This window comes from Tabrizicola piscis, assembly GCF_003940805.1.
Classification (GTDB): Bacteria; Pseudomonadota; Alphaproteobacteria; order Rhodobacterales; family Rhodobacteraceae; genus Tabrizicola; species Tabrizicola piscis.
The window spans coordinates 1,475,476-1,496,653 of the sequence record NZ_CP034328.1 but is presented as its reverse complement, the minus strand read 5'-3'; the positions used below and the strand labels follow the sequence as shown (position 1 = coordinate 1,496,653).

Genomic DNA, 21,178 nt, shown 5'->3' with positions numbered 1-21,178 from the left:
GGCGTCTGTCCAGTGGGTGATCACCCACTGGCAAGACCAAGTGATTTCAGCGCTGTCGTGATCTCGTCCAGAATGGCGGGGTCGTCGATGGTGGCGGGCATCTTCCAGGGCTGATTGTCGGCGATCTTGACCATCGTTCCGCGCAGGATCTTGCCGGACCGGGTTTTGGGTAGGCGGTCCACCACGACGGCGCGCTTGAAATCGGCGACAGGGCCGATCTTTTCGCGCATCAGGGCAACGCATTCGCGGACCACATCTTCATGCAGGCGATCCGATCCGCGGTTCAGGCACAGGAACCCCAGCGGCGATTGGCCTTTGAGGTCATCGGCCACCCCAATCACCGCACATTCGGCCACGTCCTTGTGGCCGGCCAAGACCTCCTCCATCGCGCCGGTGGACAGGCGGTGGCCCGCGACGTTGATCACGTCATCGGTGCGGGCCATGATGTAAAGATAGCCGTCGCCATCCACATAGCCCGCGTCGCCAGTCTCATAATAGCCGGGGAAGTGGGCAAGGTAGCTTTTGATGAACCGGTCCTCGGCGTTCCACAGCGTTGGCAGGGTGCCGGGGGGCAGGGGCAGCTTGATGGCGATGGCGCCAAGGGTGCCGGGAGAGACGGGGTGGCCGCCCTCGTCCAGCACCTGCACGTCAAAGCCGGGCATGGCGACAGAGGGGCTGCCGATCTTGACCGGCAAAGGCTCGATGCCAAGCGGGTTGGCGGCGATGGCGTAGCCGGTTTCGGTTTGCCACCAGTGGTCGATGACCGGGACCTTGAGATGGTTCTGCGCCCAGTGAATGGTATCCGGGTCGGCCCGTTCGCCCGCAAGGTAAAGGGCCTGGAGGCTGGGCATGGCGGTGACCATTGCGCCGTCGGGGTCGTCGCGCTTGATCGCGCGCAGGGCGGTGGGGGCGGTGAAAAAGCTTTTCACCTTATGCTCGGCGATCACCCGCCAAAAGGCGGCAGCGTTCGGCGTGCCGACGGGCTTGCCTTCGTAGACAATGGTGGTGCAGCCGGCGATCAGCGGGGCATAGCAGATGTAGCTGTGGCCGACGACCCAGCCCACATCTGACGCGGCCCAGAACACATCGCCCGCGCCGCAATTGTAGATCGCGCGCATCGTCCAGTTCAGCGCGACAAGGTGCCCGGCGGTGGGGCGCACAACGCCTTTCGGGGCGCCGGTGGTGCCGGAGGTGTAGAGGATATAGGCCGGGTGGTTGCCCTCAACCGGCACACAATCGGCCGGTTCGACACCGTACTGAAACTCGTGCCAGGCGACATCGCGGCCGGGGATCAACTTTGCCACTTCCTGTTCGCGCTGGAAGATCACGCAGAAGTCGGGCTTGTGGTCGGCCATGTCGATGGCGGCATCCAGCAGGGGTTTGTAATGGACCACGCGGTTCGGCTCGATCCCGCAGCTGGCGGCGATGATCGCCTTCGGGGTGCAGTCGTCGATGCGGACAGCAAGTTCGTTGGCCGCAAAGCCGCCGAATACGACGGAATGGATCGCGCCAAGCCGGGCGCAGGCCAGCATCGCCTCCAGCGCTTCGGGGACCATGGGCATGTAGATGATGACGCGGTCACCCTTGGTGATGCCTTTCGCCTTGAGCGCGCCCGCAAGGCGGGAGACCCGGTTCTGCAGTTCGTCATAGGTGATGACATGCTTGGTCCCGGTGACCGGGCTGTCGTGGATGATGGCGGCCTGACTGCCGCGCCCGGCGGCGACGTGGCGGTCAACCGCGTTCCAGCAGGTGTTGACGGTGGCGTCGGTGAACCATTCGTACAAGGGCGCGCGGCTGTCGTTCAGGGCGCGCGTCGGCTTGGTCACCCAGTCGATGCCCCCGGCGGCACCCAGCCAGAACCCCTCGGGGTCTTGCTGCCATTGCCCGTATACCTGCGCATAGGTCATCGCGTTCTCCCCCCGCTGATCGCCCTGCCCGTGTTGTTACGGCAGGAGGAGGCACCGGCGCAACGCTGTTACCGGAAACGGGGAGCGGCATATTTGCAGAATTTGCCGATTGATGTCGGCAAAGTTTGCAAAGCGAGGGTTTCCTGTGGGGAAGTCAGCGCTGGCGGAGTGGATTTGCAAAGTTGCCGGGGTGGGGCAGGGCCGATTCGGGGTGGTGCTTGGGGGGGCTCGTCGATGACTTCGTCACTCCTCGCCGGGGGTGCCGACGAGGAGACGCAGTCGAAAGAGAAGGTCAGCCGTAATGCGCGACGGGCGTCCCGGCGATGGCGGACATGTTCAGCAAGCCCCGCGCGGTGATGGCAGGCGTCACCACATGCGCCTTGTTGCCCATGCCCATCAGGATCGGCCCGACTTCCAGCCCGCCAGACTTCATCTTCAGGATGTTGCGCACGCCAGACGCCACTTCGGACGAGGCAAACACCAGCGTGTTCGCCGCCCCATCGTAGCGTGAGCCGGGCAGAAGCCGGTCACGGATCGACTGGTCAAGGGCGGCGTCGATGTTCATCTCGCCCTCATAGCTGAAATCGGGTTCGCGCTGATCCAGCATCTCAAGCGCCGCGCGCATGCGCTGGGCGTTGCCGTTGTCCATGTTGCCGAACTGGCTTTGGGTGCAGAGCGCCACCTTGGGTGTGAGGCCAAACCGGCGGACGTGGCGGGCTGCGCCGATCACGGTGTGCATGATCTGCTCGGGCGTGGGTTCGGGGTGGACATGGGTGTCGGCGATGAACAGCGGGCCGTCCTCAAGGATCATCAATGACAGGGCGGCCACCGGGTGCAGCCCGCCGCGCGCGAGGATCTGGCGGATGTAGCCCAGGTGCCAGTTGAACTGGCCGAAGGTGCCGCAGATCATGCTATCGGCTTCGTCGCGGTGCACCATGATTGCCGCAATGGCGGTGGTGTTGGTCCGCATCACCGCGCGGGCGATGTCGGGCGTCACGCCGCGCCGGGACATCAGGTCATGGTAGGTGCCCCAATAGTCGCGGTAGCGGTGGTCGTTTTCCGGGTTCACCAGATGGAAGTCCTTGCCGGGGCGGATCGGCAGGCCGGCACGTTCGCAGCGCGCCTCGACCACTTCGGGCCGGCCGATCAGGATCGGCAGGTCGGTCGTTTCCTCCAGCATCGCGTTTGCGGCACGCAGGACGCGCTCATCCTCGCCTTCGGCAAAGACGATCCGGCGGGTGGCCATTTTCGAGGCCTCGAACACCGGGCGCATGATGAGCGCGGATTTGAAGACCGAACCGTCAAGCTGGCGTTTGTAGGCCTCAAGATCCGCGATGGGCCGGGCCGCGACGCCGGTTTCCATCGCGGCCTTGGCCACGGCAGAGGCGACGACGCCGATCAGGCGGGGGTCGAAGGGTTTGGGGATCAGGTAATCGGGGCCGAAGGACATGGTTTCACCGCGGTAGGCGGCAGCAGCCTCGGCCGAGGTGGTCGCACGGGCAAGGGCGGCGATGCCTTCGATGCAGGCAATCTCCATCTCGTCGTTGATGGTGGTGGCCCCCACATCAAGCGCGCCCCGGAAGATGAAGGGGAAACACAGGACGTTGTTGACCTGATTGGGAAAATCCGACCGTCCGGTGGCCATGATCGCATCCGGCGCCACGGCGCGGACGGCGTCGGGCAGGATTTCCGGCGTGGGGTTGGCCAGCGCAAAGATGATCGGCTTTGGCGCCATCTTCGCGACCATCTCAGGCGTCAGGACCCCGGGGCCGGAGAGGCCAAGGAACAGGTCAGCGCCCGCGATCACATCATCCAGCGTGGCAGGGGTGGTGCCTTGGGCAAAGGCCTCTTTCTGCGGGGTCATCTGGGCGGCGCGGCCCTGATAGACCAGCCCGTCCAGATCACAGAGCCAGATGTTGCGGCGCTGAACGCCCAGTTTCACCAACATTTCAAGGCAGGCAATCCCCGCCGCCCCGCCGCCGGTCGAGACGATCTTGATATCTTCGAACCGCTTGCCCGCCACGATCAGCGCATTCGTCGCTGCGGCCCCGACGACGATGGCGGTGCCGTGCTGGTCATCGTGAAAGACCGGGATCTTCATCCGCTCACGGCACAGGCGTTCGACGATGAAGCAGTCTGGCGCCTTGATGTCCTCAAGGTTGATCGCGCCAAACGTTGGCTCCAGCGCGCAGACGATTTCGGCCAGTTTCACCGGGTCGGGTTCGTTCACTTCGATGTCGAAACAGTCGATGTTGGCGAACTTCTTGAAGAGGACGGCCTTGCCCTCCATCACCGGCTTCGAGGCCAGCGCGCCGATGTTGCCAAGGCCCAGGACGGCGGTTCCGTTCGAAATGACGGCGACAAGGTTGCCTTTGCTGGTGTAGCGGCTGGCGGTGGCGGGGTCGGCCTTAATCTCAAGGCAGGCCTCGGCCACGCCGGGGCTGTAGGCGCGGGCAAGGTCGCGACCGTTGGCAAGGGGCTTCGTGGCGCGGATTTCAAGTTTTCCCGGCTTTGGGAATTCGTGATAATCCAGCGCGGCCTGCCGTGCGTTGTCGTTCCGAGCTTCGTCCATCCACCCCTCCTGCGAATATGGTTTAACGTTAAACCAGTTTTCGCATCCTGCCAATATCGCGTCGATTGAAGCCGATAGCTCTACGGCTTGCAAATCGCCTGACCGGCGATCACCATGCCGCCATAGCACGGGGAATGCCATGCCAGAAACACGGATTCAAACACGCGCCGAACTGCGCCTGCCCACGCAGGAGTTGCGGGACGACCTGCCGTTTTACACCAAGACGTTGAAAATGCGGCTGGACATGATCTATCCCGCCGACAATCCCGAAGTGGCGGTGCTGTCCGGCCATGGCCTGCGCCTGCGGATCGAGAAGGGCGCGACAGAATCCCCCGGGACAATCTGCATCCTGACCGAAGATCCTGATGGCTTTGCCGGGGGCGCGCGCGTGCTGACCGCCCCGAATGGCACGCGGGTGGAGATTGGTGATCTGAACCCACCGCTGATCTTGCCCAAGACCGAACACGCTTTTGTGGTGCGCCGCCTTGCCGATCAGGCCCCTTGGGTGATCGGCCGCGCGGGGATGGAGTATCGAGACCTGATCCCCACCCGCCTTGGCGGGGCGATGATCGCCAGCCACATCCGCGTGCCGGATGGGCCCGTGCCGGACATGGTGCATTTCCACAAGGTGGGGTTCCAGCTGATCTTCTGCGTCGCGGGTTGGGTGGATGTTCTTTATGAAGATCAAGGCGATATCCGCCGCATTCATGCGGGCGACTGCTTCATCCAGCCGCCGGGCATCCGGCACAAGGTGCTGCATTCCGAAGGGGTGCAGGTGGTGGAAATCGGTGTGCCGGCGGAACATGTGACCGAGATCGACCACGAGATGACGCTTCCCACCCCGCATTTCCGCCCCGACCGGGAATGGGACGGCCAGCGCTTCGTGCATGACATCGGGGCTGAAGGAGTCTTCCACCCGTTCCGCATTCCCGGGTTCGAGGCGCGGGATACCTCGATCCACAAGAACACCCGCGGCATGGCGTCCGTCATGGTGGCGCGGCCAGTGGGTGTTGCCCCTTGGACGGTGCATGACGGGGACATCCTGTTCACCTTCGTGATGACCGGTGGGATGACGCTGGAGGGCGAAGGGAAAGACCCCTATCGGTTTGAACCCGGCGATGCCTTCGTGATCCCGCCCGGGATGGCGACGCGCTACAGCGAGGCGACGGCGGACCTGCAGCTTCTGGAAGTGACGCTGCCGGGCAATCCCGCTACACGGGTGCTTTGACGGGCGGCGCACTCCTCAAGCACTTCGTGCATTCGTCGTGAGGTAGGCGAGGAGTGCATGAAATGCTCGACGAGCGGACCCGGCTTGCGGAAAACGCGCCTTCGGCCCACACTCTGACCAAATGGTCAAAAGGAGGGGCGGGATGACGCTTCTGCAGGCAGCGACGGCAGTCAGGGAACGGGCCTATGCGCCCTATTCGCGGTTCAAGGTGGGGGCGGCGCTGCGGTCCACAAGCGGTGCGGTGCATGTCGGCTGCAATGTCGAGAACGTCGCCTACCCCGAGGGCACCTGCGCCGAGGCGGGCGCGATTGCGGCAATGATCGCGGCCGGGGATACCGCGATTGCCGAGGTCTGTGTGATCGCCGACAGTCCGGAGCCCGTGCCGCCCTGCGGTGGTTGCCGCCAGAAGATCGCCGAGTTTGCCGCACAGGATGTGCGCGTCACCCTCTGCACGACGGATGGAAAGCAGAAGGTGATGACGGTGGCCGACCTTCTGCCCGGTGTCTTTACCGCCGCGCATATGGACCGGACATGACCGACGCCCGCAGCATCATCGCCCTGATCCGCGATGGGGGGCATCCGTCCGTCGATGACCTGCGCTGGTTTGCCGGGGGCCTTGCCTCGGGCGCTGTGACCGATGCGCAGGCCGGGGCTTTTGCGATGGCGGTGCTGTTGAAGGGGTTGAACGAGGAAGGCCGCGTCGCCCTGACCCGGGGGATGCGCGACACCGGCAAGGTGATGGACTGGGATCTGCCCGGACCGGTGGTGGACAAGCATTCGACGGGGGGGATTGGCGATTGCACCTCGCTGCTCCTCGCGCCGGCGCTGGTGGCGTGTGGGGCTTATGTGCCGATGATCTCGGGCCGGGGGCTGGGGCATACCGGCGGCACGCTGGACAAGCTGGAGGCGATTCCGGGGTTTCGGACAGGCCTGACCGAGGAGGCACTGCGCCGCCAGATCAGCGGCGTGAAATGCGCCATCGTTGCGGCGGGGGCCGACCTCGCCCCGGCGGACAAGCGGCTTTACGCGATCCGCGATGTGTCGGGGACGGTGGAATCGGTGGACCTGATCACCGCGTCCATCCTGTCAAAGAAGCTGGCGGCCGGGCTGGAGGCCTTGGTGCTGGACGTGAAATGCGGGTCCGGTGCCTTCATGAAGACGCCGGAGCGCGCTGAGGCCTTAGCCCGCGCCTTGGTGGCGACGGCGCAGGGGGCGGGCTGCATGACATCGGCCCTGATTACCGACATGTCGCAGCCACTGGCGACGGCGGCGGGCAATGCGCTTGAGGTGATCGAGGTGATGGAGACGCTGACCGGCACCTCGGTCAACACGGCGCTGTGGGATCTGACGGTGGCCCTTGGGGGCGAAGCGCTCGCGCTCGCGGGGCTGGCGGCGGACCCGGCGGATGGCGAGGGGCGGATTGCCGAAGCGCTGCAATCGGGCGCTGCGGCCGAGATTTTCGGGCGCATGGTCGCGGCGCAGGGCGGTCCTGCTGATTTTGTCGAGCGCTGGCCCGACCGCCTGCCCTCGGCCCCTGTCGTGTTGGAAGTGCCGGCGCTGGCGGATGGGTTTGTCGCCACGATCGACGGTGAGGCTTTGGGCCACGCGGTTGTGCATCTGGGCGGTGGCCGCCTGCGTGAGGGGGACCGGGTGAACCCTTCGGTCGGGCTGTCCGATCTGGCGGGGATTGGCGAGGAAACCGGCGAAGGCGTGCCCTTGGCCATGGTCCACGCCGCGACCGAAGATGCCGCGCGGGCGGCGGTGAAGGCGGTGCAGGCGGCCTATGGCATCGCGGACGCAGCCCCGGAGGAACCGGCGCTGATCCAGAAAAGGATCGCCTGAGATGGCAAAGCTGCAGGGTCGCGCTTTCCTGATCGTGATGGATTCCGTCGGCTGCGGCGGAGCGCCGGACGCGGGCGACTTTGGCGATGCCGGGTCGAACACCCTTGCCCATATCGCGCAGGCCTGCGCCGAGGGGCGGGCCGAAGTTGGGAGGTCAGGGCGGTTGAAGATGCCGAACCTTGACCGGCTGGGGTTGGGGGCGGCGGTCCGCCTTGCCTCGGGCGATGCGGTGCCGGGGCTGGAGGCGGTGCCCACGGGCCTGTGGGGGGCGGCGAGTGAGGTGTCGCGCGGCAAGGACACACCCTCGGGTCATTGGGAGTTGGCGGGGGTGCCGGTGCCCTGGGACTGGACCTATTTTCCAACCACGGAGCCCGCCTTCCCGGATGATCTGGTGGCCGAGGTCTGCCGTCTTGCGGGGACCGACGGGATCCTTGGCAATTGCCACGCCTCGGGTGTGCCGATCATTGCGGCGCATTGCGCCGAGCATCTGCGGACAGGCTGGCCGATCTGCTACACCAGCGCCGATTCAGTCTTCCAGATCGCCGCGCATGAAGAGGCGTTCGGGCTGGAGCGACTGCTGAAGCTGTGCGCTGATCTGGCGCCAATGCTGCACGCCCGCAAGGTTGGCCGCGTGATCGCGCGGCCGTTCATCGGGACCTGCGATGATTTCAGGCGCACGTCAAACCGGCGGGACTATGCGATTGCACCGCCTGCGCCGACGCTGCTTGACTGGGTGCAAGGCGCGGGGCGCGCAACGCATGCGGTGGGCAAGATCGGTGACATCTTTTCGATGCGGGGGATCGGCCATCTGCACAAAGGCAAAAGCGATGCTGACCTTTTCGAACATCTCGTCCGCCTTGGGGCCGATGCCGAGCCGGGATCCTTGACCTTTGCCAACTTTGTCGAGTTCGACAGCCTTTACGGCCACCCCCGCGACGTCGCCGGCTATGCCCGGGCACTGGAGTGGTTTGATGCGCAACTGCCCCGTTTTCTGGCACAACTGCGGCCGGGGGACCTTGCCATCTTCACTGCCGATCATGGCAATGACCCGACATGGAGCGGAACCGACCACACCCGCGAACGGGTGCCGGTCGTCGGCTGGGGCGCGGGCCTGCGTGAGGTGGGGCTTTGCGGGTTTGTCGACGTGGGCGCGTCGGTCGCGTCGCATCTGGGGCTGGCGGCGCAGGGCCCCGGGCGGAGCTTCCTGTGACCCGCCCCGGGGCCAGCCCCCGGACCCCCGGGATATTTGGACCAGAATGAAATCAGGAGCGTTACGTGAGCGGATTGCCGAAGGTCGAGTTGCATTTGCATCTGGAAGGTGCGGCCCCGCCCGCATTCATCGCCGGGCTGGCGCAAGAGAAGCATCTGGACATAGCCGGGATCTTCGACGCGGACGGAAACTACCGCTACAAGGACTTTTGGGACTTCCTGAAGGTCTATGAGGCGGCGACCTCGGCGCTGCAAAGCCCGCGGGATTATCAGCGGCTGGTGTCGGCAGTGCTGGAGCAGTCGGCGGCCAGCGGTGTGGTCTATTGCGAGACGTTCCTGTCGCCCGATTTCTGTGGCGGTCGCGATCTGGGGGCGTGGCGGGAGTATCTGCACGCCATCCGCGAGGCGGCAGATGCGGCAGAGCGGGACATGGGCGTGACGCTGCGGGGGATCATCACCTGCATCCGGCATTTCGGGCCCGACAAGGCGCGCGAGACGGCACGTTGTGCGGCGGATACGGCGGGGGAATGGATCGTGGGCTTCGGCATCGCCGGGGATGAGAAGGTGGGGGCGCCCAAGGATTACCGCTGGGCCTTTGACTGCGCGCGCGAGGCGGGTTTGCGGCTGACCGCCCATGCCGGGGAATGGGGCGGGCCGGAGAGCGTGCGGGATGCGGTGCGCGATCTGGAAGTGGAGCGGATCGGGCACGGGGTGCGGGCCATCGAGGATCTGGCGCTGGTGGATGAGCTGGCAGAGCGGGGCATCGTGCTGGAGGTCTGTCCGGGGTCAAACGTGGCGCTGGGGCTTTACCCGACGTTCCGCGACCATCCGATTGCGGAACTGGACCGGCGGGGGGTGAAGGTGACGATCAGCACCGACGATCCGCCGTTCTTTCACACCACGATGGCGCGGGAATATGAGGAGTTGCACAAGGCCTTCGACTGGGATGACGGGCAATTCCGGAAGATCGCCCGCCAGTCGCTTGACGCGGCCTTTTGTGACGCCGATACCAAAGCGAAGATCGCAAAGCTGCTGGAGGCCTGAATGCTGGATCACCTGACTGTCGTGACGCACCCCCTGGTCCAGCACAAGCTGACGCTGATGCGCGAGAAGGACACCTCGACCGCGTCGTTCCGCAAGCTTCTGCGTGAGATCAGCCTGCTGCTGGCCTATGAGGTCACGCGGGAACTGCCGATGACGACCAAGCGGATCGAAACACCGCTGGAAGAGATGGACGCCCCGGTGATCGAGGGCAAGAAGCTGGCGCTTGTCAGCATCCTGCGTGCGGGCAACGGACTGCTGGACGGCATTCTGGAGTTGGTCCCTGCGGCGCGGGTGGGGTTTGTCGGCCTGTACCGTGACCCGGAGACGCTGCAGCCGGTGCAGTACTACTGCAAGCTGCCCGACCATATGGAGGACCGGATCGCAATTGTCGTCGATCCGATGCTGGCCACCGGCAATTCCAGTGCGGCCGCGGTCAGTCTGCTGAAGCAGGCGGGGGCGAAGCAGATCCGTTTTCTGTGCCTGCTGGCTGCGCCCGAAGGGATTGCACGGATGAAAGAGGCGCATCCCGATGTGCCGATTGTCACGGCGGCGGTGGACAGCCATCTGAACGATCACGGCTATATCGTGCCGGGCCTTGGCGATGCCGGGGACCGGATGTTCGGCACGAAATAGGGGCGGCGGGATGGGCGCGGTCACGCGGGGGATGGCATTGGCCTTGATGCTGACGGCCATGCCGGTGCAGGCGCGTGCTTTGACTGAACCGGCCGAACTGCCGCCGCCGGAGTACCGGGGTCAGCAGTATGTGGACAGCAAGGGCTGTCTTTTCATGCGGGCCGGTCCGCCCGGGCAGACCATCTGGATCCCCCGCGTGACACGGGACGGCACTCCCTTGTGCGGCAACCCGCCTTCCGGCGACCGGGTGCCGATCGCGGACGAAGGCTGATTGTCCGGTTGCAGGGTTTCAGCCGCCGCAGATGCCTTGCAATGCGACCCAATCCTCGTCCGGGACAAGTGGCGACGGCGCAAGGCCTTTGTAGGGGTCTGCCGCGGCCAGCCGGGTCATCTGGGCGTCCTGCGGATCGATGGCCAAGGCATAGGGCGTCGCGGGCACCTGTGCCGTTTCGAAGGCAGAGACCAGCGTGGCGTCGGGGACGTTGGCAGGCGCGGCCCGCAGCCGGGCCTCGCCATAGCCGCGCAGAGCCTCGACCGGCAAGTCCGTGGTGGTCAAGAGCTGGAAGGTCGCGCGCAACCCGGCATGGTTCAGGATCGGGATCATCGGATCTTCCGCGCGGCTGCGCAGCCGTTCGACCAGCGCCGCCCCTGCCGCCGCCTCTGGGCCGTTGGCTCGTTCGATCAGACGCCGCGGCAGCACGATCACATCGCCCGGCAGATGAAGCGGCATCTCCACCCCTTCCGGCAGGACGTAAAGGATCGGTGTGTCGACCGGGCCGAAAACGCGCTCCGACAGACCGGCAAGGGCTTGCAGACCCAATTGGTTGTCGCAGGGCGCGCCGGTGACCCTTGCCAGATCGTCCAGGGCGTATTGACCGATCTCGGCCCGCAGGGCGAGCGGCACGACCGACGCGGTATGTGCCACCAGTGCCCCCGGCAGCCAGAAGGCCGCGCCCGCGACGACCACCGCAGCCGTCCCCGCCAGAAGAAACCCGCGCAGGCGGCCGGGGCGGGCGGTGGCCGCCTTCACGGCGGCGCGCACTGTATCCAGGGCCTCCACCATGTCGGAATCGTCCAGTTCCAGGCTTTCGCTGCTGTCGGGACCGGGCGCAAACAGTGGCGGGCCTTCACCGGGGTTCAGCCGCTCGATCGCGGGCAGCGACCAGTGGCTGAGTGCGGCGCCGCTTTTCGGGTCGACCAGGATCAACGTCGCATCGCCAAAGCGCACCTGCACCTCACGGCGCTGGTCCTGAGGCGTCTCGCGCCAGAGGCCGGGACATTCCAGCCGTTGATACTTTTTCAGCGCCGTCATCGGCTGCGGGGTCTCTGCCTGTTTTGCCGGGCAGTCTAGCCCTTGCGGACCGGGTTCACAATCACCCAAGGTCCGGAACGCAAAGGCTTCGCCGATCCGCGACCCAAACCATGGGCGGCGCGTCGCGATCAGGCGGGCGCAGGGGCGGGGCGGCAGGCGACAAGTCGGGGGATGAGGCAGATCAGCAGATGACCGAGACCCCGAACCGAACCCTTGCTGCGGCAGGTGCAGTCCTGATCTATGCCTGCGTCATCGCGTTCACCGACAACTATGTGCGGGTGATCGCGGCGGATGGGGGGCTGTGGCAGTTCCATGCCACGCGCACGGCGATGGCGGTGGTGTTGCTGGCGCTGTTGGCGGTGCCGCTGGGCCTGCGCCTGCGTCCGCGCCGGTTTGGTGCGGTGTTTGCCCGGTCGGCAATCCATGGCGCTGCGATGCTGATCTACTTCGGTGCGCTGGCCTTTCTACCGGTTGCCCAGGTGGCGGCAGGCCTGTTCACCGCGCCGATCTTTGTGCTTTTGATCCAGCGCCTTGCCTATGGCCAATCGATCAGCCTTTTGCAGGTGTTGGCGGTCGCCGTAGGCTTTGTCGGCGTCGTCATGGTGCTGGGGCCTGAGGCGATGTCGGGGGCCACTTTTGCGGCGCTTCTGCCGGTGATTGCCGGGGCGCTTTACGCGATGGGCAATATCGCCACGCGGCAGTGGTGCGCCGGCGAAAGCGCCGAGACTCTGGTGGCTGGGTTCTTCGGCATGCTGGGGGTGCTGGGGCTGATCGGGATGGCCGTGCTGTGGCTGATGCCGGTCGCTGTGCCAGAAGGGGCTGAGGGCTTTCTGCAACGCGGGGCGGTCTGGCCGACGGGAAGCTTTCTTTGGTGGACCTTTGTGCAAGCCGCCGGGTCCTTGCTTGGGGTCGGGATGATCATCAAGGCCTACCAGATTGCTGATGCCTCGAAAGTGTCGGTCTTTGAATACATCATCCTGCCCGCCTCGGCGGCCTGGGGGTTCTTTCTGTGGGGCGAGACGTTGTCTTGGCTGGCTGTGGCCGGAATGGCGCTGATCGCGCTGGCGGGTATCCTGATCGCGCGTCAGTCGCCAACCGCTTCGCGCCAGTGACGGCGGCAGAGGCTGACGTAGGTTTCATTGCCGCCGATCACTACCTGATCGCCGTCCTTCAGCGCCCGGCCATCGGGGCCCTTGCGCACGACCATCGTGGCCTTCTTGCCGCAATGGCAGATCGTGCGGACTTCGCGCATCTCGTCCGCCCAGGCCAGAAGGGCGGCTGATCCGGGGAAGAGGTTGCCCTGAAAGTCCACGCGCAGCCCATAGGCCATCACCGGCACGCCCAGATCATCCACCGCGCGGGCCAGTTGCCAGACCTGATCCTTGGACAGGAACTGCGCCTCATCAATGAAGACGCAGGCGACGGGGCCTTTTACAAAGCGGGTTTGCAGTTTGGCGAACATATCTTCGCCGGGGCCAAAGGTATCGGCAGGCTCGCCAATCCCGATCCGGCTGGCAATCCGCCCTTCACCCGCGCGGTTGTCGAACTGTGCGGTGACAAGGTAGGTCAGCATCCCACCCTCGCGGTAGTTATGCGACGCCTGCAGAAGCGAGGTCGATTTCCCCGCATTCATGGTGGAGTAGTGGAAATAAAGCTTCGCCATGGTGACGTTGCCCTAGCCCATTGCCGGGGTCTGACGCAAGCCGTGGGTTTGCACTTCGGGCGGGCCGCCACGAATGCTGACCAAGCGTTGAAGGGTCCGCCGCCCATGGACCTGCGTCGTGGATCCGGTTTGGCCGAATTCACGCAGCGGACCCCCACACAACCACCGATGAGAGGGTCACCGGCACACTCGTCACATCTCCGGACTGGCCGGACCCGGTGTATGGCGGGCAAACCATTGACAGATGGTTAACGCTAGGCCTGAAACACGCCTCATGCCCCGGGCGATCTGTGTGGGATCGCGCAGGGCAAAGCCAGGTCATGGCGATGAGGCAGGCAGACCCGCCCCGCCGCCTGAACCTTAGCCCGGGCGACGCTTGGCGCCGGCAGCCCCATCGGCCCGACGTGGGGCAAAGCTGCCGCCCTGCGGCTTTGGTGCGCCACCGCTGCGCGGCTTTTGCCCGCCCGGGCGTTGGCCCTGCGGTTTGGCCGGCGCGCTGGAACCGGTCTTTTGCCCGCCGCGCCCACCTGGGCGCTGGCCACGGTTCTGGCCCGGCTTGGGCGCTGCCGCCACCATATCCGCCGACCACGGCGCGCCGCCCAGAACCGGGATCGGTTTTTTCAGCAGCTTTTCGATGGCCTGCAACTCGCCCATCTCAGCCGGTGCGCAGAAGGCGACAGCCGTGCCTTCCGCCCCGGCGCGCGCAGTGCGGCCGATGCGGTGAACGTAGTTTTCCGGCACGTTCGGCATGTCGAAGTTGTAGACATGGCGGACCGTCGGAATGTCGATGCCGCGCGCGGCGACATCGGTCGCCACTAGCACGTCAAGCTGACCGCTGCGGAATTCCGTCAGGGTGCGGTCGCGCTGGTTCTGGCTTTTGTTGCCGTGGATCGAGCCGACCTTGAAGCCCCATGTCGCCAACAGCTTCATCAGCTTTTCCGACCCGTGCTTGGTGCGCCCGAAGACCAGCGCCTGTTCGCCCGGGTGCTTTTTCATGTATTCTTCCAGCAGACGCGCCTTGTCGCCGTTGGGGATGTAGTGAACACCCTGCACGATGCGCTCGATCGGCTTGCCGGGCGGGGCGACCTGCACCTTGATCGGGTCGCGCAGATAGGTGTCGGCGATTTCCGAGATGTCCTTCGGCATGGTGGCCGAGAACAGCAGCGTCTGACGCTTCAGCGGGATGTGCTTGGCGATTTTGCGAAGCGAGTGGATGAAGCCCATGTCCAGCATGTGGTCAGCTTCGTCCAGCACCAGATAGGCGCATTTCTCAAGGCTGACATCGCCGCGTTCCAGAAGGTCGATCAGGCGGCCGGGGGTGGCCACCAGAATGTCGGTGCCCTTGGACAGGGCCTGCGCCTGTTTGAAAAGCGAGGCGCCGCCGACGACCATGGTCACCTTGACAGCGGTGCCCTTGGTGAAGACCTCGAAGTTGTCTTTGATCTGGCCGATCAGTTCGCGCGTCGGCGCAAGGATCAGCGCGCGCACGTTCTTCGGTCCCGGCGGGTGGCCAAGGTCCAGCAGGCGGTGCAGCAGCGGCAGGCCAAAGGCGGCGGTCTTGCCGGTGCCGGTCTGGGCCAGACCCATCAGGTCGCGGCCCTGCATGATATGTGGAATGGCCTGCGCCTGAATCGGCGTGGGCGTCTTGAGCGTGGTCTTTTCCAGCGCCTTCAGAATTGTCGGCGAAAGGCCGAGGTCGGCAAAAGTGGTCATGGGATGGTCCCGTATCGACAAAGGGCCTACGACCCTCGCCCCGGGCCAATGCCCGTGACCGTGCCGCAAGCGGCGCCCCTGCGTGAATTTGGGAACCTTCATGTCCGGGGCTTTCGGTGCTCACGCGGCACGGCCTTCGGACAGGGGGGACATGGCGACTTTGGGTCGTAAAGTCAAGCGCGCGCCATGGAAGCCGGAAAATATGCCGGTTCGGTGCCGCTTTTCGCACGGCAGGTCGTCTGGCTGGACCTTTTTGCCGTCTGGGCGTATCACTTCGCGCGGCACGCAGAGTGGCCCCAAGGACGCTGCAGCCCGGGCGCAAGAAGACCCGGGAATTACAGAATACAGTCTTTTCAACAAGATATCGAGATCACACCGCCATGCCCAGGTTTCACCGCATCGCCGCTTTTTGCGTTCTGGCCGCTGCCGGCGTCTGGGTCGCAACCGGAGAATTCTCGTCCGTCGGCAGCGCGCGGGGCGGCGAAGGTCAGGAAACCCCTACTGCCGAGGCGCCTGCCACAGACACGCCGGCGCCGCTGCGGACCGTCGCAACTGTGGAGCCGGTCTTCATCGACCACGCCCGCATGATCCGCCTGTCAGGCACGACTGCGGCCGACAAGCGCGTGGCGCTGGCCGCGCGGGTCGATGGGGTCATTGCGTCGCTTGATCTGGTCAAGGGCAACGCGGTCACGGCGGGGACCGTGGTGCTGATGCTGGAAGGGCCGGAAACCGTGGCGCAGGCAGAGATCGCCGAAATCGCCCTTGCCCAGCGGGAGCGCGAACTTGAACTGGCCGAAACGCTGTTTGCCGGTGGCAACACGCCGGAAGTGCAGCTGACCAACGCGCGGTCCGCCCGCGATGCCGCTGCCGCCGAACTGGCGCGCGCTACGGCAGCGGTGGACCGGCTGCAGCTCAAGGCGCCGTTCTCGGGCATCGTTGACACTGTCGATGTCGAGCTTGGCGAATGGGTCCAGACGGGCACGCCGGTGGCCACGATCCTGTCGCTTGATCCGATCCTGCTGAAGGCTGAGGTCAGCGAGATTGACCTTGGCAGCGTCGCCCCCGGGTCCAAGGCCATGATCCGGCTTGCCAATGGCACGCAGATGGAGGGTACGGTGCGCCTTGTGGCACGCGAGGCGTCCGCCGAGACCCGCACTTTCCCGGTCGAGATTGCGTTGCCGAACCCCGACTACTCCATCCCCTCCGGCATGACGGCCGAGGTGCTGCTGGCCGCCGCCCCCACCCGCGCCGTGGTGGTGCCACGGTCGGTCGTTACGCTGGCCGAAACCGGTGAACTTGGCGTCCGCGTCGTGGATGCCGACAACATCGCGGCATTTGCCCCGGTGACGATCATCGACGATACGCCAGAAGGTCTTGTGGTCACCGGTGTGCCGGAGGGCCTTCGCATTGTGGTCGCAGGCCAGGACCTTGTCCGAAACGGCGAAACGGTCGAAGTCGTCGCCGCAGAAGGCACAAGCCCATGAAGATCGTCGAGACGGCCATCGCCAACGCCCGGCTGACGCTGTCGGTTCTGGTGTTCCTGATGATCGCCGGGGCGATGGCCTACGTCAGCATCCCGAAAGAGGCCGAACCCGACATCCAGATCCCGATCCTCTATGTCAGCTTGCACTATGACGGCATCTCGCCCGAGGACAGCGAACGCCTGCTGCTGCGGCCGATGGAAACGGCGCTGAAGTCGATCACCGGCATCAAGAAGATGACCGCGACCGCCTATCAGGGCGGGGGCAACGTGGTGATCGAGTTTCAGGCAGGCGCCGATCTTGGCACCGCGCTGGAGGATGTGCGGAACAAGGTCGCCCAGGCCCGCCCCGAACTGCCCGATGGGGCAGATGAACCCACGGTCAACGAAGTCAACCTGTCGGAATTCCCGATCCTTGTCATCACCCTGTCGGGCGAGGTGCCGGAACGGGTGCTGGCCCAGGCCGGGCGCGACTTGCGCGACCGCATCGAAGACTTGCCCCCCGTCCTGAACGCCAACCTGCAAGGTGTGCGCGATGATCTGGTCGAGGTGGTGATCGACCCGGGCAAGCTGGCCAGCTACGGCCTGCGCCCCGATGTCCTGATTGCGGGCTTTGCCGCAGGAAACCAGCTGGTCGCCGCGGGCGCGCTGGAAGGGGCGATGGGCCGCTATGCCATCAAGCTGCCCTCGCTTCTGGAAACGGCCGAGGATGTGGCCAACCTGCCGGTCATATCGACCCCGACTGCCACCGTGCGGGTCCGCGACATCGCCTCGATCCTGCCGACACTGAAGGAACCCGAGACGATCACCCGCCTAGATGGCCGCCCTGCGGTGGCGATCGAAGTGTCGAAACGTTCGGGCGCGAACCTGATTGAAACGGTTGATCAGGTGAAGGCCATTGCCGAGGAGTTCAAGGCGCTCCTCCCCGAGGGGACCGAGGTCAGCTTCAGCCAGGACAAGTCGAAAGACATCCGCCAGTTGCTGTTCGACCTGCAGAATTCGGTCCTGACAGCGGTGATTCTGGTGTTCATCGTGATCCTCTACGCGCTGTCGGCCCGCGCCTCGATCCTGATCGGGCTGGCGATCCCGGCGTCCTTCCTGATGGGGATGCTGGCTTTGGCGCTGTGGGGCTTCACGATCAACATCATCGTTCTGTTCTCCTTGATCCTTGCCGTCGGCATGCTGGTGGACGACGCCATCATCGTCACCGAATTCGCAGAACGCCGCATGTCGGAGGGCATGGAAAAGCGGCAGGCCTTTGCCATGGCCTCGCACCGGATGGCCGGGCCGGTGATCGCCGCGACGATGACCCGCGTCGCCGCCTTCTCGCCCCTGCTGTTCTGGCCCGGCATCGTGGGCGAGTTCATGAAGTTCCTGCCGATCACGCTGATCGTCACGCTGTCGGCGTCGATGATCTATGCGCTGATCTTCGTGCCCACCCTTGGCGCGCTGATCGCCAAGCCGTTCAAGCACCCGCCGGAACACAAGGACGGTGCCTACATGTGGGTTGTGGGCAAGGCCGTACGTCACCCGGTCATCATGCTGTTCACCGCCATGGGACTGCTTGTCGCCGTTCCCTATGCCTACGGCCAGTACGGCAAGGGAATGGAGTTCTTCCCGGACGTCGAACCCGAATTCGGCCTTCTGTACGTCAAGGCGCGCGGCAACCTGTCGATCGCCGAAAAGGACGCCTTGGTGAAACAGGCCGAGGAACGCATGCTTGGCTGGCCCGGGATTGCCACGATCTACACCCGCACCGGTGGCGGCGGCGGCGCGGGGAATGAGGTGGCGCCAGATGTGATCGGCACCATCCAGTACGAATTCGTTGACTGGCGCGAACGGAAGAAAGCCAGCGAAATCCTGACCGACCTGCGCGCGGAAATGGTCGGCATCCCCGGTGTGGATATCGAAGTGTCGGTCCCGCAGGCTGGGCCGCCGACCGGCAAGGCGATCCAGATCCAGCTTTCGGCAGATGACCCGGCCAATCTGAACGAGGTGGCCCGCGCCGTGTCGGACCAGTTGGCCCAAGTGCCTGATGTGATCGACATCTCCAGCGGCTTGCCGCTTCCCGGCGTGGATTGGGAGCTTCAGGTCGACCGCGCCGCTGCCTCGCGCTACGGGATCGCGCCGGCGACGGTCGGGGCCATGGTCCAGCTGGTGACGGGCGGGCTGAAACTGTCGGACTTCCGTCCTGCCGGGTCGGATGACGCGGTGGATATCGTCCTGCGCCTGCCAGAGGACCAGCGCACCATTGCAGCACTGGACCAGTTGCGCATCCAGACCGCCGAAGGGTCGGTGCCGATCTCGAACTTCGTCACCCGTTCCGCCGCACCCACCACTGGCACGCTGACCCGTCTGGACGGCGCCCGCACGGTGACCGTGCAGGCAGGCGTGCGCGAAGGGGTGCAGACCGATGGTGTCCGTGCCGCTGTGGTTGCAGCGCTGGAAGATGCCGGGCTGGAACAGCTGGGCATCCGCTGGAAACTGGCGGGCGAGGATGCCGAACAGGCCGAAGCGATGGCTTTCCTTGCCAACGCCTTTGGCGCAGCCATCTTCCTGATTTTCGTCGTCCTTCTGGCGCAGTTCAACAACTTCACCTCGGTCTGGCTGGTGCTGTCGGCCGTGGTCATGTCGACCATTGGCGTGCTTCTGGGCCTGATGATCATGGGCCAGCCCTTCAGCGTGGTGATGACCGGGATCGGGATCATTGCGCTGGCCGGGGTGGTGGTGAACAACAACATCGTGCTGATCGACACGTTCGACACCCTCCGCCGTGAGGGCAAGCCGAAGATCGAGGCGATCCTGCAGACCTGCCGCGAACGCGCCCGGCCCGTGGTGCTGACGGCGCTGACTGCGATTCTGGGCGTGTTGCCCATCGCCTTCGGCCTGAACCTTGAACTGCTAAGCCACGAAGTGACCATCGGCGCGCCGTCGACCCAGTGGTGGATCGCGCTCTCCAGCGCCATCGTCTATGGGCTGACCTTCGCCACGGTGCTGACGCTGGTCATCATCCCATCGCTGCTGATGCTGGTGACCCGGTCGGACAACCCCCGACCATGGTTCTGGCAGCGCGCCAAGCGGCGGGCGTGGACGGCTGACCGCAAGAATGCCGGGCTTGGCCGAGGGCCGGCGCAACCCGCCGAGTAGGCCCGCCCATCACCCCTGAATCGAAACGGCCCGCTTCTGGTGAAGCGGGCCGTTTTCGGTTTGAACCGTCAGGTTCCTGTTGGTGGAGCCAGGGAGGATCGAACTCCCGACCTCTTGAATGCCATTCAAGCGCTCTCCCATCTGAGCTATGACCCCACCGGAGAAACCACGGCGTTGCCGCCGCGATGCCGGGTGTTTAGGGTAGGTCGCCGGGGGGTGCAAGGGGATTTTTCACACCCCGTGCAGGCCCCGGCGGATGGGATCAGACCTCTTCCTCGTCGCCCGCAACGTCGGCCAGATCGTCCAGCGAAACGTTGTCGTCGGCGTCTTCTTCCAGAAGATCATCGTCCAGTTCGGCGTCATCCGCGACCGCTGCTTCCAGCAGATCGTCTTCGGCCTCCAGATCCTCGACCAGGACGTCGTCGTCCTTTTCGGGGACAGCGCGCGAAATGACGCTGGCGGCCATCTTGCGGCGGACAGTTTCGATATCCACGATCTCGCCCGTGTAGGGGCTGACGATCGGGCTGCGGTTCAGGTCGTAAAAGCGCTTGCCGGTCGTCGGGCAGATACGCTTCGTGCCCCATTCTGCTTTGGGCATGGTCATCCCTTCGGGTGGTGGGTAACGGGAAAATGGTCGCTTGCCACAGGTGCAGGCGACTGTCAAAGGCTTTCGTACAGCGCCGTAGCTGGCTATTCTCTGGCGAAAGATCAAGGGGTTTTCATGCCGGTTCTTCCTGGCCCGCCGCCGGTCGAGGTGCATCTGAAACGCGTCGCCCGCGCGCGGCGGTTTTCGCTGCGGGTTTCGCGGCTGGATGGCAAGGTGACGCTCAGCATGCCCGCCCGCGCGCGCGAGGGCGAGGCGCTGGCCTTCCTGCAGGGTCATGAAGGCTGGCTGCGCGAAACGCTGGAGGCGATGCCTGATTCTGCAGTGCGTCCCGTTGGCCTTGGGTCGGTGATCCCGGTCGAAGGGCGCGATCTGACGCTGGTCCAGGGCACGGGGCGGGCCATCCGGGTGGACGGTGACCAGCTTCTGGTGCCGGGCAACCCCGCCAGCGCTGGCCCACGAGTGGCTGCCTGGCTGAAGGCGCTGGCGCGTGACCGGCTGGCCCGGGCCAGCACGCATTATGCCGGGCTGGTCGGGCGGCCCTATTCCGCCCTTGCGCTGCGGGACACCCGGTCGCGCTGGGGGTCCTGTTCGCCTGACGGGCGGCTGATGTATTCCTGGCGGCTGATCATGGCACCCGCGTCAGTTCTGGACTATGTCGCCGCGCATGAGGTCGCGCATCTTGTGGAACTGAACCATTCCCCCGCCTATTGGGCGGTGGTCAGCAAGATCTATCCCGGCTGGAAAGTGGAACGCGACTGGCTGCACAGCCACGGCCAGGCCTTGCACCGCTTGCGCTTTCAGGATTGACCCCCGGGCAGCCG

17 protein-coding genes and 1 tRNA gene are annotated in these 21,178 nt (G+C 65.3%); 11 read left to right on the top strand and 7 right to left on the bottom strand.

Annotated features, from left to right (window positions below):
* Nucleotides 1–20: 20 nt before the first annotated feature.
* Nucleotides 21–1,907, bottom strand: a complete 1,887-nt coding sequence (locus EI545_RS07155; RefSeq protein ID WP_125324834.1) for a propionyl-CoA synthetase — start codon at nucleotides 1,905–1,907, stop codon at nucleotides 21–23.
* 292 nt (nucleotides 1,908–2,199) lie between these two features.
* Entirely contained in the window at nucleotides 2,200–4,479 is a 2,280-nt protein-coding gene (locus EI545_RS07150; RefSeq protein ID WP_125324833.1) for an NADP-dependent malic enzyme, read from the bottom strand.
* A gap of 139 nt (nucleotides 4,480–4,618) precedes the next feature.
* On the opposite strand from EI545_RS07150, the gene EI545_RS07145 reads away from it, so the two are divergent.
* The 7 genes from EI545_RS07145 to EI545_RS07115 all read left to right on the top strand — a co-directional run bounded on the left by EI545_RS07145 (nucleotide 4,619) and on the right by EI545_RS07115 (nucleotide 10,706).
* Nucleotides 4,619–5,707: a cupin domain-containing protein gene (locus tag EI545_RS07145; protein ID WP_125324832.1), complete on the top strand. Its 1,089-nt coding sequence runs from the start codon at nucleotides 4,619–4,621 to the stop codon at nucleotides 5,705–5,707.
* A gap of 142 nt (nucleotides 5,708–5,849) precedes the next feature.
* Complete coding sequence (gene cdd, locus EI545_RS07140) at nucleotides 5,850–6,242, top strand: cytidine deaminase (RefSeq protein WP_125324831.1); 393 nt, start codon at nucleotides 5,850–5,852, stop codon at nucleotides 6,240–6,242.
* Nucleotides 6,239–7,549, top strand: coding sequence for a thymidine phosphorylase (locus tag EI545_RS07135; protein WP_125324830.1), 1,311 nt, complete (start codon nucleotides 6,239–6,241; stop codon nucleotides 7,547–7,549). Before cdd ends, EI545_RS07135 begins: the two co-directional genes overlap by 4 nt.
* Before the next feature lies 1 nt (nucleotide 7,550).
* Nucleotides 7,551–8,759 (top strand): phosphopentomutase, encoded by a 1,209-nt coding sequence (locus EI545_RS07130; RefSeq protein ID WP_125324829.1) that lies wholly within the window; start codon nucleotides 7,551–7,553, stop codon nucleotides 8,757–8,759.
* Nucleotides 8,760–8,824: 65 nt separating this feature from the next.
* Complete coding sequence (locus EI545_RS07125) at nucleotides 8,825–9,802, top strand: adenosine deaminase (protein ID WP_125324828.1); 978 nt, start codon at nucleotides 8,825–8,827, stop codon at nucleotides 9,800–9,802.
* A complete protein-coding gene (upp, locus tag EI545_RS07120; protein WP_125324827.1) occupies nucleotides 9,803–10,435 on the top strand; it encodes a uracil phosphoribosyltransferase in 633 nt (210 codons plus the stop codon). It begins immediately after the preceding gene.
* Between the two features lie 10 nt (nucleotides 10,436–10,445).
* Nucleotides 10,446–10,706, top strand: coding sequence for a hypothetical protein (locus tag EI545_RS07115; protein ID WP_125324826.1), 261 nt, complete (start codon nucleotides 10,446–10,448; stop codon nucleotides 10,704–10,706).
* 18 nt (nucleotides 10,707–10,724) lie between these two features.
* On the opposite strand, the gene EI545_RS07110 is transcribed toward EI545_RS07115, so the two are convergent.
* Nucleotides 10,725–11,747, bottom strand: coding sequence for a hypothetical protein (locus EI545_RS07110; RefSeq protein WP_125324825.1), 1,023 nt, complete (start codon nucleotides 11,745–11,747; stop codon nucleotides 10,725–10,727).
* Nucleotides 11,748–11,857: 110 nt separating this feature from the next.
* On the opposite strand from EI545_RS07110, the gene EI545_RS07105 reads away from it, so the two are divergent.
* A complete protein-coding gene (locus EI545_RS07105; protein ID WP_245990323.1) occupies nucleotides 11,858–12,859 on the top strand; it encodes a DMT family transporter in 1,002 nt (333 codons plus the stop codon).
* Here the strand turns inward: EI545_RS07105 and EI545_RS07100 are convergent.
* Together EI545_RS07100 and EI545_RS07095 are read right to left on the bottom strand one after the other, a co-directional pair.
* The gene (locus EI545_RS07100) at nucleotides 12,832–13,410 is read right to left on the bottom strand and encodes a thymidine kinase (RefSeq protein WP_125324823.1); all 579 of its coding nucleotides are present in this window, start codon (nucleotides 13,408–13,410) and stop codon (nucleotides 12,832–12,834) included. The genes EI545_RS07105 and EI545_RS07100 overlap by 28 nt on opposite strands.
* Before the next feature lie 360 nt (nucleotides 13,411–13,770).
* Nucleotides 13,771–15,123, bottom strand: a complete 1,353-nt coding sequence (locus tag EI545_RS07095) for a DEAD/DEAH box helicase (RefSeq protein ID WP_125324822.1) — start codon at nucleotides 15,121–15,123, stop codon at nucleotides 13,771–13,773.
* Nucleotides 15,124–15,503: 380 nt separating this feature from the next.
* Here EI545_RS07095 and EI545_RS07090 point away from each other — a divergent pair, with 380 nt between their 5' ends.
* Both EI545_RS07090 and EI545_RS07085 read left to right on the top strand, forming a co-directional pair.
* A complete protein-coding gene (locus EI545_RS07090; protein WP_125324821.1) occupies nucleotides 15,504–16,607 on the top strand; it encodes an efflux RND transporter periplasmic adaptor subunit in 1,104 nt (367 codons plus the stop codon).
* The gene (locus tag EI545_RS07085; protein WP_125324820.1) at nucleotides 16,604–19,750 is read left to right on the top strand and encodes an efflux RND transporter permease subunit; all 3,147 of its coding nucleotides are present in this window, start codon (nucleotides 16,604–16,606) and stop codon (nucleotides 19,748–19,750) included. The genes EI545_RS07090 and EI545_RS07085 overlap by 4 nt, the downstream gene beginning before the upstream one ends.
* An 80-nt stretch (nucleotides 19,751–19,830) precedes the next feature.
* On the opposite strand, the gene EI545_RS07080 is transcribed toward EI545_RS07085, so the two are convergent.
* Nucleotides 19,831–19,906, bottom strand: a tRNA-Ala gene (locus EI545_RS07080).
* Between the two features lie 106 nt (nucleotides 19,907–20,012).
* The gene (locus EI545_RS07075; RefSeq protein WP_125324819.1) at nucleotides 20,013–20,348 is read right to left on the bottom strand and encodes a TIGR02300 family protein; all 336 of its coding nucleotides are present in this window, start codon (nucleotides 20,346–20,348) and stop codon (nucleotides 20,013–20,015) included.
* Nucleotides 20,349–20,471: 123 nt separating this feature from the next.
* Between EI545_RS07075 and EI545_RS07070 the strand changes: the two genes are divergently transcribed.
* The gene (locus EI545_RS07070) at nucleotides 20,472–21,164 is read left to right on the top strand and encodes a M48 family metallopeptidase (protein WP_125324818.1); all 693 of its coding nucleotides are present in this window, start codon (nucleotides 20,472–20,474) and stop codon (nucleotides 21,162–21,164) included.
* Nucleotides 21,165–21,178 lie beyond the last annotated feature (14 nt).

What these genes read in the sequence shown, in the direction of transcription:
- EI545_RS07155 (WP_125324834.1), bottom strand. Translation starts at nt 1,907, where the DNA reads ATGACCTATGCGCAGGTATACGGGCAATGGCAGCAAGACCCCGAGGGG.
- EI545_RS07150 (WP_125324833.1), bottom strand. Translation starts at nt 4,479, where the DNA reads ATGGACGAAGCTCGGAACGACAACGCACGGCAGGCCGCGCTGGATTAT.
- EI545_RS07145 (WP_125324832.1), top strand. Translation starts at nt 4,619, where the DNA reads ATGCCAGAAACACGGATTCAAACACGCGCCGAACTGCGCCTGCCCACG.
- cdd (WP_125324831.1), top strand. Translation starts at nt 5,850, where the DNA reads ATGACGCTTCTGCAGGCAGCGACGGCAGTCAGGGAACGGGCCTATGCG.
- EI545_RS07135 (WP_125324830.1), top strand. Translation starts at nt 6,239, where the DNA reads ATGACCGACGCCCGCAGCATCATCGCCCTGATCCGCGATGGGGGGCAT.
- EI545_RS07130 (WP_125324829.1), top strand. Translation starts at nt 7,551, where the DNA reads ATGGCAAAGCTGCAGGGTCGCGCTTTCCTGATCGTGATGGATTCCGTC.
- upp (WP_125324827.1), top strand. Translation starts at nt 9,803, where the DNA reads ATGCTGGATCACCTGACTGTCGTGACGCACCCCCTGGTCCAGCACAAG.
- EI545_RS07115 (WP_125324826.1), top strand. Translation starts at nt 10,446, where the DNA reads ATGGGCGCGGTCACGCGGGGGATGGCATTGGCCTTGATGCTGACGGCC.
- EI545_RS07110 (WP_125324825.1), bottom strand. Translation starts at nt 11,747, where the DNA reads ATGACGGCGCTGAAAAAGTATCAACGGCTGGAATGTCCCGGCCTCTGG.
- EI545_RS07105 (WP_245990323.1), top strand. Translation starts at nt 11,858, where the DNA reads ATGGGCGGCGCGTCGCGATCAGGCGGGCGCAGGGGCGGGGCGGCAGGC.
- EI545_RS07100 (WP_125324823.1), bottom strand. Translation starts at nt 13,410, where the DNA reads ATGGCGAAGCTTTATTTCCACTACTCCACCATGAATGCGGGGAAATCG.
- EI545_RS07095 (WP_125324822.1), bottom strand. Translation starts at nt 15,123, where the DNA reads ATGACCACTTTTGCCGACCTCGGCCTTTCGCCGACAATTCTGAAGGCG.
- EI545_RS07090 (WP_125324821.1), top strand. Translation starts at nt 15,504, where the DNA reads ATGCCCAGGTTTCACCGCATCGCCGCTTTTTGCGTTCTGGCCGCTGCC.
- EI545_RS07085 (WP_125324820.1), top strand. Translation starts at nt 16,604, where the DNA reads ATGAAGATCGTCGAGACGGCCATCGCCAACGCCCGGCTGACGCTGTCG.
- EI545_RS07075 (WP_125324819.1), bottom strand. Translation starts at nt 20,348, where the DNA reads ATGCCCAAAGCAGAATGGGGCACGAAGCGTATCTGCCCGACGACCGGC.
- EI545_RS07070 (WP_125324818.1), top strand. Translation starts at nt 20,472, where the DNA reads ATGCCGGTTCTTCCTGGCCCGCCGCCGGTCGAGGTGCATCTGAAACGC.